The organism is Mycobacterium barrassiae, from assembly GCF_025822765.1.
Taxonomy (GTDB): Bacteria; Actinomycetota; Actinomycetes; order Mycobacteriales; family Mycobacteriaceae; genus Mycobacterium; species Mycobacterium barrassiae.
In genome coordinates this window covers 24,792-41,018 of the sequence record NZ_JACKUK010000009.1, presented here as the reverse complement: position 1 = coordinate 41,018, position 16,227 = coordinate 24,792, and the positions used below count along the sequence as shown (strand labels likewise).

Annotated in this window: 16 protein-coding genes; 5 read left to right on the top strand and 11 right to left on the bottom strand. The window is 65.0% G+C overall.

Annotation, left to right across the window (positions count from 1 at the left end):
• Positions 1–3: 3 nt before the first annotated feature.
• Together H7J93_RS00950 and H7J93_RS00945 are read right to left on the bottom strand one after the other, a co-directional pair.
• Positions 4–2,751: a helix-turn-helix transcriptional regulator gene (locus tag H7J93_RS00950; protein ID WP_267304426.1), complete on the bottom strand. Its 2,748-nt coding sequence runs from the start codon at positions 2,749–2,751 to the stop codon at positions 4–6.
• A 78-nt stretch (positions 2,752–2,829) separates the two neighbouring features.
• Positions 2,830–3,126, bottom strand: a complete 297-nt coding sequence (locus H7J93_RS00945; RefSeq protein ID WP_267304425.1) for a hypothetical protein — start codon at positions 3,124–3,126, stop codon at positions 2,830–2,832.
• 290 nt (positions 3,127–3,416) lie between these two features.
• Here H7J93_RS00945 and H7J93_RS00940 point away from each other — a divergent pair, with 290 nt between their 5' ends.
• Positions 3,417–5,246: a PE-PPE domain-containing protein gene (locus H7J93_RS00940; RefSeq protein WP_267304424.1), complete on the top strand. Its 1,830-nt coding sequence runs from the start codon at positions 3,417–3,419 to the stop codon at positions 5,244–5,246.
• Between the two features lie 90 nt (positions 5,247–5,336).
• Here H7J93_RS00940 and H7J93_RS00935 read toward each other — a convergent pair whose 3' ends face one another.
• The 5 genes from H7J93_RS00935 to H7J93_RS00915 all read right to left on the bottom strand — a co-directional run bounded on the left by H7J93_RS00935 (position 5,337) and on the right by H7J93_RS00915 (position 10,699).
• Entirely contained in the window at positions 5,337–6,236 is a 900-nt protein-coding gene (locus H7J93_RS00935; protein WP_267304423.1) for a cyclopropane mycolic acid synthase family methyltransferase, read from the bottom strand.
• Between the two features lie 76 nt (positions 6,237–6,312).
• The gene (locus H7J93_RS00930) at positions 6,313–7,182 is read right to left on the bottom strand and encodes a cyclopropane mycolic acid synthase family methyltransferase (RefSeq protein WP_267304422.1); all 870 of its coding nucleotides are present in this window, start codon (positions 7,180–7,182) and stop codon (positions 6,313–6,315) included.
• A 135-nt stretch (positions 7,183–7,317) separates the two neighbouring features.
• On the bottom strand, positions 7,318–8,217 hold the full coding sequence (locus H7J93_RS00925) for an alpha/beta fold hydrolase (protein WP_267304421.1): 900 nt from the start codon (positions 8,215–8,217) through the stop codon (positions 7,318–7,320).
• A 1-nt stretch (position 8,218) separates the two neighbouring features.
• The gene (locus H7J93_RS00920) at positions 8,219–9,565 is read right to left on the bottom strand and encodes an ABC1 kinase family protein (protein ID WP_267304420.1); all 1,347 of its coding nucleotides are present in this window, start codon (positions 9,563–9,565) and stop codon (positions 8,219–8,221) included.
• 144 nt (positions 9,566–9,709) lie between these two features.
• Entirely contained in the window at positions 9,710–10,699 is a 990-nt protein-coding gene (locus H7J93_RS00915; protein WP_267304675.1) for an oxygenase MpaB family protein, read from the bottom strand.
• A 96-nt stretch (positions 10,700–10,795) separates the two neighbouring features.
• Here H7J93_RS00915 and H7J93_RS00910 point away from each other — a divergent pair, with 96 nt between their 5' ends.
• The 3 genes from H7J93_RS00910 to H7J93_RS00900 all read left to right on the top strand — a co-directional run bounded on the left by H7J93_RS00910 (position 10,796) and on the right by H7J93_RS00900 (position 12,577).
• The gene (locus H7J93_RS00910; protein WP_267304419.1) at positions 10,796–11,392 is read left to right on the top strand and encodes a TetR/AcrR family transcriptional regulator; all 597 of its coding nucleotides are present in this window, start codon (positions 10,796–10,798) and stop codon (positions 11,390–11,392) included.
• An 86-nt stretch (positions 11,393–11,478) separates the two neighbouring features.
• The gene (locus H7J93_RS00905; RefSeq protein WP_267304418.1) at positions 11,479–11,892 is read left to right on the top strand and encodes a DUF6319 family protein; all 414 of its coding nucleotides are present in this window, start codon (positions 11,479–11,481) and stop codon (positions 11,890–11,892) included.
• Positions 11,893–12,280: 388 nt separating this feature from the next.
• Positions 12,281–12,577 carry a hypothetical protein gene (locus H7J93_RS00900; protein WP_372507749.1) on the top strand — a complete coding sequence of 99 codons (297 nt, stop codon included), beginning with the start codon at positions 12,281–12,283 and terminating at the stop codon, positions 12,575–12,577.
• A 9-nt stretch (positions 12,578–12,586) separates the two neighbouring features.
• On the opposite strand, the gene H7J93_RS00895 is transcribed toward H7J93_RS00900, so the two are convergent.
• From H7J93_RS00895 to H7J93_RS00885, 3 genes are read right to left on the bottom strand one after another with little or no spacing between them, the layout of a single operon-like run.
• Positions 12,587–13,492 (bottom strand): alpha/beta fold hydrolase, encoded by a 906-nt coding sequence (locus H7J93_RS00895; protein ID WP_267304417.1) that lies wholly within the window; start codon positions 13,490–13,492, stop codon positions 12,587–12,589.
• A 2-nt stretch (positions 13,493–13,494) separates the two neighbouring features.
• On the bottom strand, positions 13,495–14,100 hold the full coding sequence (locus tag H7J93_RS00890; RefSeq protein ID WP_267304416.1) for a DinB family protein: 606 nt from the start codon (positions 14,098–14,100) through the stop codon (positions 13,495–13,497).
• 2 nt (positions 14,101–14,102) lie between these two features.
• Positions 14,103–14,633 carry a DinB family protein gene (locus H7J93_RS00885; protein ID WP_372507748.1) on the bottom strand — a complete coding sequence of 177 codons (531 nt, stop codon included), beginning with the start codon at positions 14,631–14,633 and terminating at the stop codon, positions 14,103–14,105.
• A gap of 67 nt (positions 14,634–14,700) precedes the next feature.
• Between H7J93_RS00885 and H7J93_RS00880 the strand changes: the two genes are divergently transcribed.
• Positions 14,701–15,660 (top strand): helix-turn-helix transcriptional regulator, encoded by a 960-nt coding sequence (locus H7J93_RS00880; protein WP_267304414.1) that lies wholly within the window; start codon positions 14,701–14,703, stop codon positions 15,658–15,660.
• Here H7J93_RS00880 and H7J93_RS00875 read toward each other — a convergent pair.
• Entirely contained in the window at positions 15,650–16,201 is a 552-nt protein-coding gene (locus H7J93_RS00875) for a nucleotidyltransferase family protein (RefSeq protein WP_267304413.1), read from the bottom strand. The two genes, H7J93_RS00880 and H7J93_RS00875, sit on opposite strands and share 11 nt — an antisense overlap.
• Positions 16,202–16,227: the final 26 nt, after the last annotated feature.

Genomic DNA, 16,227 nt, shown 5'->3' with positions numbered 1-16,227 from the left:
GAACTAGCCGCCGCCCATCAGGCGGCCGAGTTCGGCGCGTGACTTGATGCCGAGCTTGCGGTAAACGCGAGCGAGGTTGGACTCGACGGTCTTCGGGCTGATGAACAGGGCGGCGGCGACGTCGCGAGTCGTCATCCCAGTGGCTGCGAGTTCGGCGACGCGCTGCTCTGATGCGGTGAGTCCGAGCGCTCGAGCCGGCGCACCGCTGGAGCGGGTGAGTTCGGCGCGGGCGCGGTCGGCCCACAGTTGTGAGCCCAACCCCTCGAAGGTGGCCAAGGCATCGCGCAGTGCGGTGCGAGCGGCTTCCTTCTTGCGTTGACGACGCTGGAGCTGCCCGATCAGCAGCAGTGTACGGGCACGTTCGAACGGCATCGGAAGCCGATAGTGGTGGCCGACCGCCGCCTCGGCCATGAAGAGGGCTCCTGCGATATCCCCTTGCGCGGCAAGCCACATGCTGCGACAGCGCGCGCCGATCGTGAGCATCCATGGACGGTCCAACCACCGGCCGTTGACTTCGATCGCGTTGATCATCGATTCGGCGTCGGCGTGGCGGCCCAGCGATACCAGGGCCTCGACGGCGTCGGGAACGTAACCCGCCGTGACGATCTCGGTGCACGGCATGCGGTCGAATTCCGCGATCAGAGGCGTCAGCGCGGTGATCGCCGCCGCGTGATTGCCCAGCGACACCTCCAGGAATCCCAGACTGATCGATGCCCAGTCGGCCAGCCTCCGCGCCCCGCATCGCTGCGCAATGTCGATGGCCGACGCTGCGGCGGTGCGGGTTTCGGCTTCCCGGCCGGTGTAGGCGCTGACAACGGCCTGCATTGTCGATCCGACGACCTGCAGGTGGTTGCCGCCGAGTTGCTGTGCCCGCTCGACGGTCTCAGCCGCGAGCGACGCCGCATCGGCGTATCGGCCGCGCCAGACCTCCATCAGCGTCGTGAAGTACGCCACGGAGACCAGATCAGTCTCTGCACCGCGGTTGATGCAGCGCCGACGAACGGCCGTCATCTGCTCGACGGCCTCGTCGAGTCGGCCCGCCCAGGACAGCAGCACGCCGTAGATCGCGCTGGCGCGCAACGCGATCGGCGTATCGCTGTGAGGATTTTCCAGGGCGTTGGCTCGCCGGAGAGCGGTTTCGTCGAAACCGTTGCCGCACATGCTCGTCACCATCGCTCGGATGGCCAGCACCTGGCTTGTCAGATCCGGGTCGTCGATGCTGTCGGCGAGGATGACCGCCCGCTCGGAGTGCTGCATGGCATGAACGAACTCGCCGGCGTTGATCTCGGCGAACGACAGCAACAGCATGGTGCGAACCCGGACGTCGAGCTGATCCGCGGCGTTTGCGAGCGCCTCTTTGAGCGTCTCGACCGCCTTGTCGAAGCTGTTGAGGTGAATCTCTATGCCCGCCAATAAGTTCAACGCCATGGCCCGGTCTACGCCGTGCGGCACGGCATCGATGACTCCGTCCAGCAGCGCGCTAGCACGTGGTAGATCGCCTGCGTGGATGAGGTGGTCGGCGGCGCGGATCCGGCGTTCGGGGGAATCACCGCCGAGGCGGATGGCCAGTTCGACGAGCTCCGCGGCCGCGGCAGGGGCGCCGCGGGCTGACGCCGCATTCGACGCGACATCGAGCGCACTCAAGGTCGTCGGGTCGGCGCGCGAGGCGGCCAGCGCCATGTGCCTGGCCCTCAGTTCCGGCAGCACCACCGCCTCCGATAGCGACCGGTGCATCGCCCGTCGCTCGCGGGGCGCCGCGTCGGTGTACACGCTTCGCGCCAACAGGGGATGCGAGAACCGCACGACATCACCGTCGAGCGAGATGACGCCTTTGGTCCTAGGTTCCTCGAGCAACTCTCGGACGACGTCGACGGGAGTGTCGGTCACCTGGGCGAGTAGCCCGACGGTTGGGTTCGACGCGCATGCCGCGGCCAGCAGCAGATCCTGGACCTCGCGGTCCAGACGGCCGATCCGCATCCGCATCAATTCGGCCAGCGTCGCCGGCAACACCGATCCGGAGCTGCCCGCGTCGACCGCACGGGCCAATTCGAGTGCGTAGAACGGATTTCCGGCTGACACTTCCGCGATGCGCACCATGGTGGGACGGGGGAACGACCGGCCGAGGCGCGAGGAGACCAGCGCGTGAAGTCCGCCGAGGCTCAGCGGGCCGACGTGGATGCGGGCCATCGCGTCGGGGTCGGCAAGCTGCAACCAGTCCGCCGCGCCGGCGCCTTCGCGCTCGGTGCGCTCGGTGATCAGGAGTCCGACGCGGCCGGTGAACCGACGGGCGGCGGCGGCCAGAACCGCCTGGCTCGACGGGTCGAGCCACTGCACATCGTCGATCGCGATAAGGACCGGGGTGTCTGCCGCGAGCTGGTCGACGATGGAGACGAGGGCTGCGGCGACCACGCTCTCGCCTGTCGCGGGAGCATCGGCGGCGGCGCGTAACAGCACCCGGTCGACGCCGATGCGCTGGACGTCGGGCAGTTCGGCGAGGACGTCGGGGTCGACGCCGCCGAGAAGGTCGGCCAGTGCGGCGAACGTGAGCACCGTTTCGGCCTGCCCCGTCCGTGCGGACAGCACGTGAAAGCCGCGCTCACCCGCCTCGGCGACGCCGGCGAGCCAGAGCGTGGTCTTGCCGATGCCGGCTTCGCCGTCGATGACGAGCCCCGAGAGGTGCAGGTTGGTCGACTGCAGGAAATCCGAGACAGCGCGGAACTCGGCAGGACGCTCGATAACCCCCGAAGCCATACCCCGATCCCCAGCCGTGCGGCGAATCGAGGGTAACCACGCGAGCGCCGGCCTAATCCCCCGCCTGCATCGCCCTGGCTACAGGCGACCCCGGCGGATCCGTGTTCCGACGCGCTCGGACAGCCGCTGATGGGGCGCTCCGGCGCGGATACACGTAGTCGACACGATGTCTGGAGAGTGTGCGTCGAACACGCCGTAGAGGACCTCGTCGGCCGGCACCGACAGTGTGACGAGGAGGCGGATGGGGGTGCCTTGGTCGCTGACCGTCGCGGCGGCGGCATCGAGCCGCGAGACCATGTCGTCGACTGTTTTCTCGTTGAGCTCCGGCAGGTACCACTCAACGAGGTAGCACGCCGGCTTGCCAACGGCCTTCATGAGATCGAACGGTAACGGCGAAAAAGGCACGAGGAATCAGGCGTTTCCCTATCAGTTAGCCGAGCTCAGCTCGGCCGCGTTCGCGCCCCGGCGTGTCGGCGGACTCAGATTCCAGCAACTGGGCGAGGTAATGGCTGGCATCACCTTTCGGATGCGAGCAGAACCCTGCGTTCCACTCTCTATCTGGCCGACGAACAACGCCACGGTAATCCGACAGTCCGCGCGACACACCTGTGGGCAAATTTTCGATTCAACGAGAAGACTGCCGTGCGCTATGTGATTGTTGTCGCATGCGCAAGGTTGGTCGGGTTGTCCGCATCTTCCTCCTGAGCCTGCTGAGCACCGCGGTGCTCGCCGCAGCAACAGCGATCGTGGCGGCCGTCAGCCTGGCGGCCACCGCTGTGATCGTGCCGGGAACGGGAACCCCGAATGCGAACAATGTCGGCATGTACATGGAGAATTTCCGCGACTACTACATGCAGAGGACCTGTTCGGATATAGATCCTGCTAACGGTTGCGACACCCTCACCGGCGTCAACTATCCCGCGTCATTCTGGCCGATACCTCTACCAGGCTGGTGCCCGAATCTGCAATGCGACAAGTTCGACGTCTCGGTCGCGAAGGGTGTCGCAAACCTCCGGGCCGACGTGTCGGGTGTGGCTGGCCCGTTCTTGATTGCGGGCTACTCGCAAGGGGCCCGTGTCGCCACCATCGCGAAGATGCAAATCGCCAGGGGTGCTTGGGCGGGCTTGCCGCTACCGGATGCATTCACGTTCATCGGCAACCCCAACCGCCCCAATGGCGGCATCCTGTCGCGCTTCGGCATCATCGGTCGCATCCCGATCCTCGATGTGACGACCGGCCAACCCACGCCCACCAACACTGGAATACCGACCGACGACTACGCCATTAGATGGGAGGGCATCGCGGACTGGCCGCAGTACCTGCTGAATCCGCTTGCGATCGTCAACTCAATCCTCGGCTTCGTATACGACCACGGCACCTACCTGGCGGTGAATGCAGACAGCGATCCGGGGGAGATTCCGGCCGGATACGACCCCGCCACATGGCAGGCGATCATGGATAACCCGCAGAACTATCCCGCCATCGTCGATATTCAGACGTACGGAGATACCACGTACTACACCATCACTCCGAAGGTCCTGCCGCTCGTCCGGTGGCTTCACGACATCCCGTTGATCGGCAAGCCGATCGCGGACTTCTTTGAACCCATCCTGCGCGTGGTGATTGAAGAGACCGGCTACAACCGGGCCATCCCGTTCGGCTACCCGATAGGGACGAGCCTGATCCCGTGGTTCAACCCGATCTCGCTTTTCATCAAGCTCGTCCCGGCAGTGTTGATAGGTATCAACAACTTCTTCGCGAATTTCGGCTTGGCGAAGGAGATCCCGCTGTCGCCGACCACGCCGGGAGCGACGAATCCGCTCGGGACAACGACCCTCGCGAGCGCGAACTCGTCCTTGACGAGCTCAAGCTTGTCATCGGAAGAAGGCCAAGACATCGAGGACCCGCAGGACCAAGCGAACCTCCGAATGCTGGCGTTCGGTGCTGACGGCGAAGACCTCATCGAGGGCACCGTCGAGGAGATCGAAGGCACCGTCGAGGAGACCCCGGGGACGGTAGAGGAGATTCAAGGCACGGTCGAAGAGGCCGAGGGCACCGTCGAAGAGGCCGAGGGCATCGTCGAAGGGACCGAGGGAACCGTCGAAGGGACCGAGGGAACCGTCGAGGAAACCGAAGGCACGATCGAGGAGACCGTTCAGGAGACCCAGGGAACGGTCCAGGAGACCCAGGGAACGGTCCAGGAGACCACCAAGCCCGAGGTCGTGACGGTGGTCGACAGGGAGCCCGAAAAGATCACAAAGCCCGAAGAGAAGAAGGATCTTCAGAGCAACCGTGTCGACGCGAACGGCGGCAGCGTCTCGTTGAACTTCTCGACGAACAAGACGAATCAGACCTCGACGAAGGGCGACGACGAGGGTCCCGACCCGGTCAAGCCCGTCGACGACCCGGCACCCACCGCGGGCCCAGCGACGGGACCGACCTCGAACGACGACAGCGACGGCAGTTCAAACGACGCCGATAAGGCCGCCGCCTAGTTGACGAGAAGACGCAAAGACCCCCAAATCCTCGCGAATTTGGGCGTCTTAGCGTCTGCTCGCGCTGAAGGGCGCTGAAGGGCGTGAAGATCAGGCCGCGACGGCGCCCGGCTTCAGGTACGTGACCAGGCTGACGTCGATGCTGTCATCGATGAAGTAGTACTGGCAGCCCTTCAGGTACCGCATGTAGCGGTGGTAGTTCTCCTCGTCGGTGGCCGCGATCGCCGCCTCCTTGTTGCGCTCCAGGCGGTCGGCCCAGATGCCCAGCGTCTTGATGTAGTGGTTCCGCAGCGACCTCGGCTCGGGCACCACGAAGCCGGCCTTTTCGCCGTGCTCGACCATCATCTGCGTGGTTGGCAGCCGTCCACCGGGGAAGATCTCGGTGATCATGAACTTGATGAAGCGCGCCAGCTCGAACGTGAGCTTCTTACCGCGCTCGGCCAGATCGTAGGGGTGGTAGCCGACGCTGCTCTGAATGGTCATCCGGCCGTCCTCGGGCAGGATGTCGAAGCACGTCTTGAAAAAGTCGTCGTAGCGCTCGAACCCGAAGTGCTCGAACGCCTCGATCGACACGATCCGGTCGACGGGGGAGTGGAACTGCTCCCAACCCTCCAGCCGCACATCGAAGGTCCGCTCGCTGTCGACCTTGCTCAACAGCTGATCGCAGTAGGCCTTCTGGTTCTTCGACAGGGTCAGGCCGATGACATTGACGTCGTACTTCTCCATCGCCCGCTGCAACGTCAGCCCCCAACCGCAGCCGACCTCGAGTAGCGTCATCCCCGGCTTGAGGTCCAGCAGATCAAGGTGCTGGTCGACGTTGGCGACCTGCGCCTCTGACAGCGTGACATCGGGGCCGGTGAAGAACGCGCAGCTGTACTTGCGGGTCGGATCCTGGAATACGCCGAAGAAGTCGTCCGACAGGTCGTAGTGGGCCTGAATGTCCTCGAAATGAGGCGTCATGTCCTTCGTGCCAGTGGAATTGTCAGCCATATTCGTCCTGGGCCTCCGTAGTGTTGATCTGGTCGTACACCCTAGCCCGTGGCCTAGGTCACGCCCTAATTCCACGCTACTTGGCAAGGGTGAACTGATTGACGTCGATGTATCCCATTCGGAAGCCCTTCGCGCAGCCCGTCAGGTAGTGCATGTACCGGTCGTAGACCTCCTCGGACTGCACGGCGATCGCCTCGTCCCGGTGCTCCTGTAAGGCCGCTGCCCACGTGTCCAGGGTGCGGGCATAGTGCAGTTGCAGCGACTGGCGGCGCGTCAGCGTGAACCCGGCCGGCGTCGCATGCTCCTCGACCTTCTCGATCGACGGCAGCCGTCCACCCGGGAAGATCTCGGTGAGGATGAACTTCACGAACCGCGCCACCTCTAAGGTCAGCGGAATCTTGCGGTCGGCCATCTGCGGCAGCGTCAGCGCGGTGATGGTGTGCAGCAGCATGACGCCATCATCGGGGAGCGCTCGGTAGGCCATCGCGAAGAAGTCGTCGTACCGGTCGAAGCCGAAGTGCTCGAAGGCCCCGATGCTGACGATCCGGTCCACAGGCTCGCCGAACTGCTCCCAGCCCTGCAGCAGTACCCGCTTGGTGCGCGGGCTGTCGGACGCCGCGAAACCCCTTTCCACATGGGCCTTTTGGTTCTCGCTCAACGTCAGTCCGATGACGTTGACGTCGTAGCGCTCCAGCGCTCGCATCATGGTCGATCCCCAGCCGCAGCCGACGTCGAGCAGCGTCATGCCGGGCTGCAGACCCAGCTTGCCCAGCGCGAGGTCGATCTTGGCGAGCTGCGCTTCCTCCAGCGTCATGTCGTCGCGCTCGAAGTAAGCGCAGCTGTAGGTCTGGGTGGGGTCCAGCCACAGCCGGAAGAACTCGTCGGACAGGTCGTAATGCGCTTGTACGTCTTCGAAGTGCGGTTTCAGATTGCGTGCAACAGCCATTAGTCGGTGCCTTTCTGGGCGAATCAGTAGCTCCGCCGTCATCTCCGTTGACAGCTCGCAAAGCCCTGAAGCACTCGACTCGCATGCTAGCCCCAATTGCTGAAGCTAACTAACGGAGGAGCGCCGTAACAGCAGTTACACAGCCGTGAAGGTGGTCTTCAACTCGCCGACGATGTCGTCCCACAGTTCCCGTGGTAACTCGTGACCCATCCCGTCGAACAACACCAGACGGGTGTCCCTGATCGCGCGGGCGATGGCGCGACCGCCGAACGGGCGCATCAGCTTGTCCGCCTTGCCGTGGATGACCACCGTCGGCGCGGTGATCTGACGGTCGTAGCGCAGCAGGCTGCCGCTGCCAAGGATCGCCGCGAAATGACGCCCGATGCCCGCGGGGTAGTACGAGCGGTCGTAGCCCTCGATCGCCTCGGCCCGGATCCGGTCCTCGGGTGCGGGATAGCCGGGGCTCCCGATGATCTTGCTGACGCGGATCGCGTTCTCGATAATCGCCTCGCGCGATGCGTCTTTCGGTCGCTGCAGAATCGCCAGCAGCTGTTTGGGGCCCGGCGGAGGCAACAGCGGTTGGTTGTTGCTCGAGAAGATCACCGCCAGCGTCTTGGTGCGTACGCTGTGGCGGGCGGCGAATATCTGCGCGATCATGCCGCCCATCGACGCGCCGACGATGTGGGCCGAGTCGATCTCCAGATGGTCGAGCAGTGCCGCGGCGTCGTCGGCCACGTCTTCGAGCGTGTATGGCGCCGGGCTGCGCAACCCGAGGAAGGATCGCGCCATCCTCGGCAGCAGTGCCGCACCCGAGTGCTGACCTGTCACCTTCGACGACAGTCCGACGTCGCGGTTGTCGTAGCGGATTACTCGGAGTCCCTGGTTGACCAGCTTCTCGCAGAAGTCCTTGCGCCACAACAACAATTGCGCACCGAGTCCCATGATGAGCAGCACCGCCGGATCGTTCGGATCGCCCATGTCCTCGTAGTAGATCTCCAGCTCGCCGGACTTGGCGGTGCCGGTGCGCAACTGCAACTCAGGCCTCGACTTCTTCGGTGTGCTCCCTGCTGACCTCGACCATGAAGTTGGCGAAGTAGCCCGTCAGCTGCGGGTCGGACATCATCTGCCACTTCGGCGCGAGCAGCTTCATGTACCGCTCGACGTAGAGGAACTGCTTGCCGATCAGCACCAGCTCGCGCGGCAGCTTGACGTCGTAGGCGTCGGCCAGCACCGAAAGTTGTTTTCCGATTTCGGCATAACTCATGTCGCCCAACGACGACATGGTCAATGGCGTGGCGAACTTCTCCAGATCCTTGGCGGCCTGGGCTTCGGGTTTCATGGTGCCGACGGCGCCCATCAGCACGACGATCTTGCCCGCCGCGGCGTGGTCTTTCTTCACCAGCAGCGCGTACACCAACTCGCGCAGCAGCCAGCGCGTGCGCGGGTCGATGCGACCCATGATGCCGAAGTCGAGGAACACGATCTTGCCGTCTGGGTCGACGAAAAGATTGCCGGCGTGCAGGTCGCCGTGGAACAGGCCGTGTCGTAGTCCGCCCTCGAAAACGCTGAACAGTAACGCCTTTACGAGTTCGGTGCCGTCGAAGCCCGCCTTGCGGATCGCCGCGACGTCATCGATACGGACGCCGCTGACACGCTCCATGGTGAGCACCCGCTCCGAGGTGAGATCCCAATAGACCTGCGGCACCCGAATGTTCTTGCCCAACGGCGACGCGTGCATGTGCGACACCCACGCGTCCATCGACTGCGCCTCGAGCCGGAAGTCCAGCTCCTCGGCGAGGTTGTCGGCGAAGTCCGCGACGACGTCCTGCGCCGACAATCGCTGGCCGAGCTTGGCGAACTCCACCAGGCGCGCACCACGTTTCAGGATCTGCAAGTCGGCGGCGACGCGGCGACGGATCCCGGGCCGCTGGATCTTGACGACGACCTCCTCGCCGCTGTGCAGCGTCGCGTAGTGCACCTGCGCGATCGAGGCCGAGGCGAAGGGCTTTTCGTCGAAGGAGGCGAACAGGTTGGACGGGTCGTCGCCCAGCTCCTCCTTGAAAAGCTTGTGGACTTCGTCTTCATCGGCGGGCGGGACGGCGTCGAGCAGGCTGCGGAATTCGCGGCTCAGCTGCTCGCCGAACGCGCCGGGGCTCGACGCGATGATCTGTCCGAATTTGACGTAGGTGGGTCCGAGGTCGGCGAACGTCTGGGGGATCTGCTTGAGGATCTTCTGCTGCAGAGAACCCTTTCCGGCGAGCTTGGTGACGACTCGCGCGCCGGTGCGGGTTATCTGCCAACCCGTCGCGCCGATGCGGGCGGCCTCGACCGGGAGCGGAACCCGATCCAGCTTGGCCCCCTCGCGGGATTTAGTCGTACTCATAGGGGCCAGTGTCTCAAAAACGGCCATGAGCCGGGAAAACGTGTGCCGTGTCACACGCCGAACGGTTGGCGCCGAGTGCACCTTTGTTGTACGTAAACGTCGAGGACCACCGCAAACAAGCGTGCACTCGGCGGCCCGTGCGCGTCATCGGAAGCTCAGCTCGACCTCGTCGCGGCTACGCACCGGATCGTCGCCGAGCGCGTACGTCGGCAAGGTGTGCGACACCGTGGTTCCCGCTTTGACCCTGGCCTGTGCCTGCCGGAATTCGGGTGCTGTGCCCGCCGCGAGTTCGAGGCTGTTGATGACGCTCCAGACCGCGGCACGCCTGGCCGTGCGTTCGAGGATGTTGGGGTCGCGATGGGCGACCAGTTCCTTGGCCCATTTCGGCATCGTGTCGCGGACCGCCCAGTCGATGGCGCTGTGCAGCATGGGCAGGTTGTGTCCGGTGGACATCGCCATGCCGTGCGTGACGGCGAGACGGGGCAGGTACGACTTCAGGCACTCGAGAGTGTCGGCCTTGGTGGCGGGCAGGTCGGTTCCGCCGAGCGCGTGTCCGACGCGGACGAACTCGCCGTAGTAGTCGTCGATCTTCTTGCCGCGCAGCGGGTTCGGATGGTATAGCTCGTGCGCGGTGGCGATGCCCCAGACGACGGTCGCGTAGTTCCAGCGCAGCCAATCGGGATCGTCGGCGTCGTACCGAGCGCCGTCGGGTCGGACCCCTTTGATGGTGTGGTGCATTGCGCGAACCGACTGGGCGAGTCGCTCGGCCGTCTCAGTCGAGCCGTAGGCGGTCCCGATGAAGAACGCGACGGAGTGACCGAGCCGCACCGCTGCGCCCTTGGGATCGATCACCGGAACGGCCGTGCCGTCCTGGTCGCGTTTGACGAGCCGCGAATGATGCATGCCCATCCAGTAGATCGACGGATCCAGTCGTTCCATGTAGGCGGCGCACTGCAGCCCGAAGATCAGCGCGTGCATGTGTGAATGCACATGCCAGACGGCGCTGCCGGGCCCGAACCATCCGGGGTCGGCGACGGGTGCCGCGAACTCCATGCCTCGGAAGAAGTGCTTCCGAACGGCCTGGTCGAAGCGCTGGTTGACGAACTGCCCGACCATCTGGTGCGGCAGGTACACGGCGGCCCCCTCCTGGAGTCTGGTCACAGCTGTGACCAGAATACTATTTGGATACGCCTGTGACCAGATGTGGTGAGTCGGGCTTACGCTGTGGTGATGTCCAGTCCGACCCGATGGGCCGGCGTGCCGTTGACCGACCGGCGTGCCGAGCGGCGCGCGCAGCTGATCGACGCCGCGTTCCGCCTGTTCGGCGAGGGTGGTGAGGCTGCCGTGGCGGTGCGGTCGGTGTGTCGCGAGTGCGGATTGAACACCCGCTACTTCTACGAGAGCTTCGCCGACACCGACGATCTGCTGGGTGCGGTCTACGACCAGGTCAGTGCGCAGCTCGGGGCTGAGGTGGAGGCGGCGATCGCTGCGTCGGGCGATTCGCTTCGCGATCGAACGCGCGCCGGGATCGCCGCGGTGCTGGGTTTCAGCTCGGCTGATCCGCGACGCGGTCGCATCCTCTTCACCGATGCGCGCGCCAATCCGGTGCTCGCGGCGCGTCGGACGGCGACCCAGGATCTGCTTCGCGAAGGCGTGCTGACAGAAGGTTGGCGGCTGAACCCGGGCTCGGATCCTGTTGCGGCGCAAGTCGGTGCAGCGTTGTACACCGGCGCGATGGCCGAGCTGGCCCAGCAGTGGCTGGCGGGAAATCTCGGCGACGATCTCGATGCGGTCGTCGAGTACGCGGTGCAGACGGTTCTGCGCTGAGCGAAAGCGCAACCGCGCGAGTACTTTTCATGACTTTCAGCGGAACGTGTTGACTTCGACAGTCGAACATGTGTTCTAATGAGGCTATGACCCTAGATACCTTGGCACCCGAAGCGCAGTCCGTCTACTACGACACGCCGGATGCGGTGGTTCCGTCCGTCGCCGAGGAGGCCGCGGAGCCCGTCGAGGACAAGCCCAAGAAGACTCCGGCGAAGAAGCCGGCAAGCAAGAAGTCGAAGACGCTCGAGCTGACGCTTACGGTCACGGGCACGGCCGACGGCGAATGGCGCGCCGAGTTGAAGCAGGGCACCACCTATCGGGCACGCAATCTAGCCGTCGCAGCCGCTGCGGTCTCGCGCGCCGCGAAGGAACTGCACGAGGACCTCTCCGCCCCGATCGACGAGCTGATCGAGGAGGCGCGCACACAGCAGGCCGCCAAGGTCGCCGCGCTGGAGGCCGAATTGGAAGCCGCACGCAAGGCGCTCGCTGAGCTGGAGTGAGCGAGCTGGCCGCTGGTAATTGGTGTGGTGCGACGCGCGGTGCTGTCCATGGCGCTCCGTACCGCAGGTGACCCAAGCCCTCTCCGGGAAATATGTCGTTGTGCCAGCCTCGTAGCGACAAAGTCGCTGACGTTTGGTTGGCCCGTAGTAGTTGAGCGACAAAGTCGCTACGAGGCTGGCACGAAGGCATATTGGTCCCAGAGGTCTGGAGTCGAACGGGCCCGAGAGGACGCCGTCTTCCCCAACCGTCTTCCCCAATCAGGCATACATCCACAGACGCCGCTTCGGTGCGGATATAGGGCGCGGCGATGTCGGAGCCGAATGCCACTGTCGCCACATGGTTATGGCGAACTCGCGGAAAGTCCTCCGGGGCACCGAACTCCGTCACATGGTCACGACGAACCTCGCTGTCCACGGCAAGGCCACCATGTTCGAGATACTCGAACTGCTTTACTACCAAGGCTTCATCATCCCGGGCCGTCCATCGAAGACAGTGTCCGATGCGCTGCGCTGGGAAATGCGCCGAGGTCGGGTCCGTCGTCTCCGGCGTGGCGAATACGGGCCTGGGCAGATGCCACGTTCTACCGAGTACTACATCCACAAACGAGCATTGGAGCTCCGAGAAGACGCGGGTCGAAGGATCGGCCGCAGTCACGATGAATACTGGGATTCCACGCTCACGTGACGTTTACGACTACGAAGCGGCAGTGAAATTCTCCGTCAGCGTTTCGATGACCGGACGCCAAACCGGTTCGGGCAGGTCGTGTCCCATACCATCGACGACCACGTAGCGGGCCCCGTCGATCACCCGGGCCAGGTTGCGCCCATTGCGTGGTCGCACCATCGGATCCTCCGAGCCGTGGATCACCACCGTCGGCGCCACGATGCTGCGCGTGTAGCGCACCAGGCTGCCGGTGCCCAGGATCGCGTCGAACTGGCGCAGCATGCCCTGCGGGTAGTCGCTGCGGGCCCGTAACTCCTCGACGCGTCGCCGCAATTGTTCAACGGGCGGTAGGAAATTCGGGCCGTTGATGATCGAGATGTTGCGGACCTCCGACGCCAGCCGTTCCTCCCACGGCGCGTCCTTGCCAGGGCCGCCGAACGCCAACCGGATCACCCGCCACCGCGGCAGCGCCGAGAACGCCTTGCCCGAACTCGACATGAGAATCCCGAGTGAATGCACCCGCGAGGGATGGTTACCCGCCAGCACCTGGGCGATCATCCCGCCCATCGAGGCCCCGACCACATGCGCGCGATCGATCCGCAGATAGTCCAGCAGGGCCGCCGCGTCGTCGGCCATATCGACCAACGTGTACGGGACCGTGCTGGACCGCCCCATTGCATAACGCGCGACCCGCCGATACACCGAGCCGTCCGCGCGGTGGCCGGCCATCTTCGTGGAGAGCCCGACGTCGCGATGGTCGTAACGGATCACCCGATAACCCTGCTTGACGAGCCGCTCGCAGAACCCGTCCGGCCACATCGGCAGCTGGGCGCCTACGCCCATGATCAGCAGTACGGGCGGGGCCTCGGGGTCGCCGAGATCCTCGTAGTAGAGCTCGACTTCCCCGCAGACCGCCGTCCCGCTGCGCGTCTCCATACCTACCTGTTTACCGGCTCCTTGCCCCACGGCGTCAGCCACGGTGTGGGCTCCCAGTCCTCCAACCCGGCCAACAATTCGTAAAGCGTTGCGCCGTCAATGCTTTCGCGAATGATGTCGGCGTGTCCCGCGTGCCGGGCCAACTCTTCGATCATGTGGAAGAGGACCCACCGCACCGACCAGGCCGGGACATCTTTCGGGAACCACGGCACATGCTGCGGAATCGGCACTGCGGCGCTCAGATCGACGGTCTCGATCAGCCGGATCGTCTCGGCGTTCTGCTCGTCGAACCTGGCGAGGATGTCTGCGAGTGTCTCGTCGTCGCGCATCACGAACTCGTCCTGGTAGTTGGACGCCTGGTCCTCCATCGGCCGCTTGTCGCTTTCGGTCACCTCCGGTGCGGCGGCCACCCGTTCCATCCACCCGCGCTGGCAACCGGTGACGTGTTTGATCAGCCCGCCGATCGACAGCGCGCTGACCGTCGGCGTCGACCTCGCCTGCTCGTCGGTCAGGCCGAACGCCACCGCGTGAAACGCATGCTGCTGCGCGGCGACATACTCGCGCAGTCCTGCTCGCTCATCGGCAATCGGTGGGGGCATTGCGGGCATACTCAGTTTCCCTTCTTGGTGTGGACGTAAAGGTCTCGGATGCAGGCGATTTCGGCGCCGTGATGGATGACCTCGCGGTTGATGTGCAGCACAAGCGTGGCCATCGGATAGTCGGCATACGGCCCCTCCGCCGGCCCACACGGCCGCCACAAATCGTCGTCGGAGATTCCACGCACACCGTCGATCCACGTACGGTACTGCTCGTCGAGCTGACGCAGCGCCGTCGCGGCGCCCCTCGCGTACGGCCAGGTCTCATAGCTGGCTTCCGGGGCCCGGAAGTGGCTGTGATTGCGCATCGCGAAGACGCCGACGATCACGTGCGCGAGCCGCCACGCGATCGTCGTGAACGGTGCGGGTTCGGGCGGCGGGTACGCGAAGTCGATGCCGCCGTCGCGGTGCACCGTCCAACAGCCTTCAACCGGCTGCCAGAAGTACTCGTCGTCGGTCAGGCCCTCGAGCCGCGGCCGCAGGGCGTGCGTCCAGTGGAAGTCGAGTTGGTCGACCAGCTGGCTGGTGAAGGTCGTCCTTGTCATGTCCATAGGACTACCCTCAATCGAATATAGGACAGTTTCGGTCCTATAACTGAGACAGGGTCGAAGGATGGCAGAGACGACCAGCCGGGTCCTGCAGCTGCTCGGGTTGCTGCAGTCGCGCCGGGTGTGGACCGGTGAGGAGCTGGCCGAGCGCCTCGGCGTGACGACCCGCAGCGTCCGCCGCGACGTCGACCGGCTGCGTGACCTCGGCTATCCCGTGCATGCCAGCAAGGGCCACGGCGGCGGATATCAGCTCGGCGCGGGCGCGGCGCTACCTCCCTTGCTGCTCGACCCGGACGAGGCCGTCGCGATCGCCGTGAGTCTTCGGCTCGCGGCGGGCGGCACCGTCGCCGGCATCGGCGAGTCGGCGCTTCGGGCGCTGAGCAAGCTCGATCAGGTGATGCCGTCGCGGCTGCGGTCGCAGGTGGCGGCGGTGCACGACGCGACCGTCACGCTGACGTCGCCGTCGTCGGCCGAGACCGTCGAACCCGACGTCCTGATGACGCTGGCGCGTGCCTGCCGCGACCGCGAGCACGTGAACCTAGGCTACGTCGACATCCGCGGCAATGCCACACAGCGGCGGCTCGAGCCGTATCAGCTGGTGACGACCGGCAGGCGCTGGTACCTGTTGGCCTACGACCGCGACAAGCAGGACTGGCGCAGCCTGCGGCTGGACCGGATGTCCGACGTGACAACGCTCGGCAGCACCTTCATCAAGCGCGACGCCCCCGACGCGGCGACTTACGTGCAACGGTCGATCAGCAGCTCGCCATACCGCTATGTGGCGCGGGTGCGCTACCATGCATCCGAACAGGCTCTCGCGCAACACTTTTCACCTGCCTCGGTGACGATCGAGTCCGACGGTCCCGACGCCTGCGTCGTCACCGCGGGCGCCGACGACCCCGAGCGGATGGTGTTCTACTTCGCGACCGTCGGCTACGACTTCGAAGTACTCGAACCACCCGAGGTCGCGCGAGCCGTCGACGCCGTCGCTGACCGGCTTCGCCGCGCGACCGTCAAGAAGTGAGTCCGAGCCGGTCCGCGAGAAACAGGAACGCGGCCGCGAAGTCGTTGTCCTTCGTCGCGGTTCGTAGGTGGTCCCAGTCGAGTTGCTCGCGCACCGCGCGGGCGCCCGGCACCAGCGACGCGAAATCGCAGTTGTGCTCGTTCAGCGCGTTGAGCTTCTCGGTCATGACGTGTGTCGGCCGCAGCACCCGCATCCGCACCGCGAGCACGTCGAACTCCTCGGTCGACAGCACCGTGCCCGCGTCGACCGGCACACCGTTCAGCCGGTGCAGCACATCGATGACGAAATCGTCGCCGACACAGGCCTTGAACAGCCAGTCCTCCGGCGTGCGCTCGATGTTGAAGCCGGCGCCCTCCAGAGTGGCCACCGCCTTCTCCGTATCGGCTTCCGCGACGACGAAGTCCACGTCGTGAACGGGTTCGGGACCGCCGAAGACCCACAGCGCATAGCCGCCGGCCAGCGCGAACTCCGGACCATGCGCACGCATGGCCGACGCGGCACGTTTGAGCGCGTCGCGCAGATCGTCGTTGCGTGCGGGCACATGTCTCCTGATGGGCCGATGGCCAT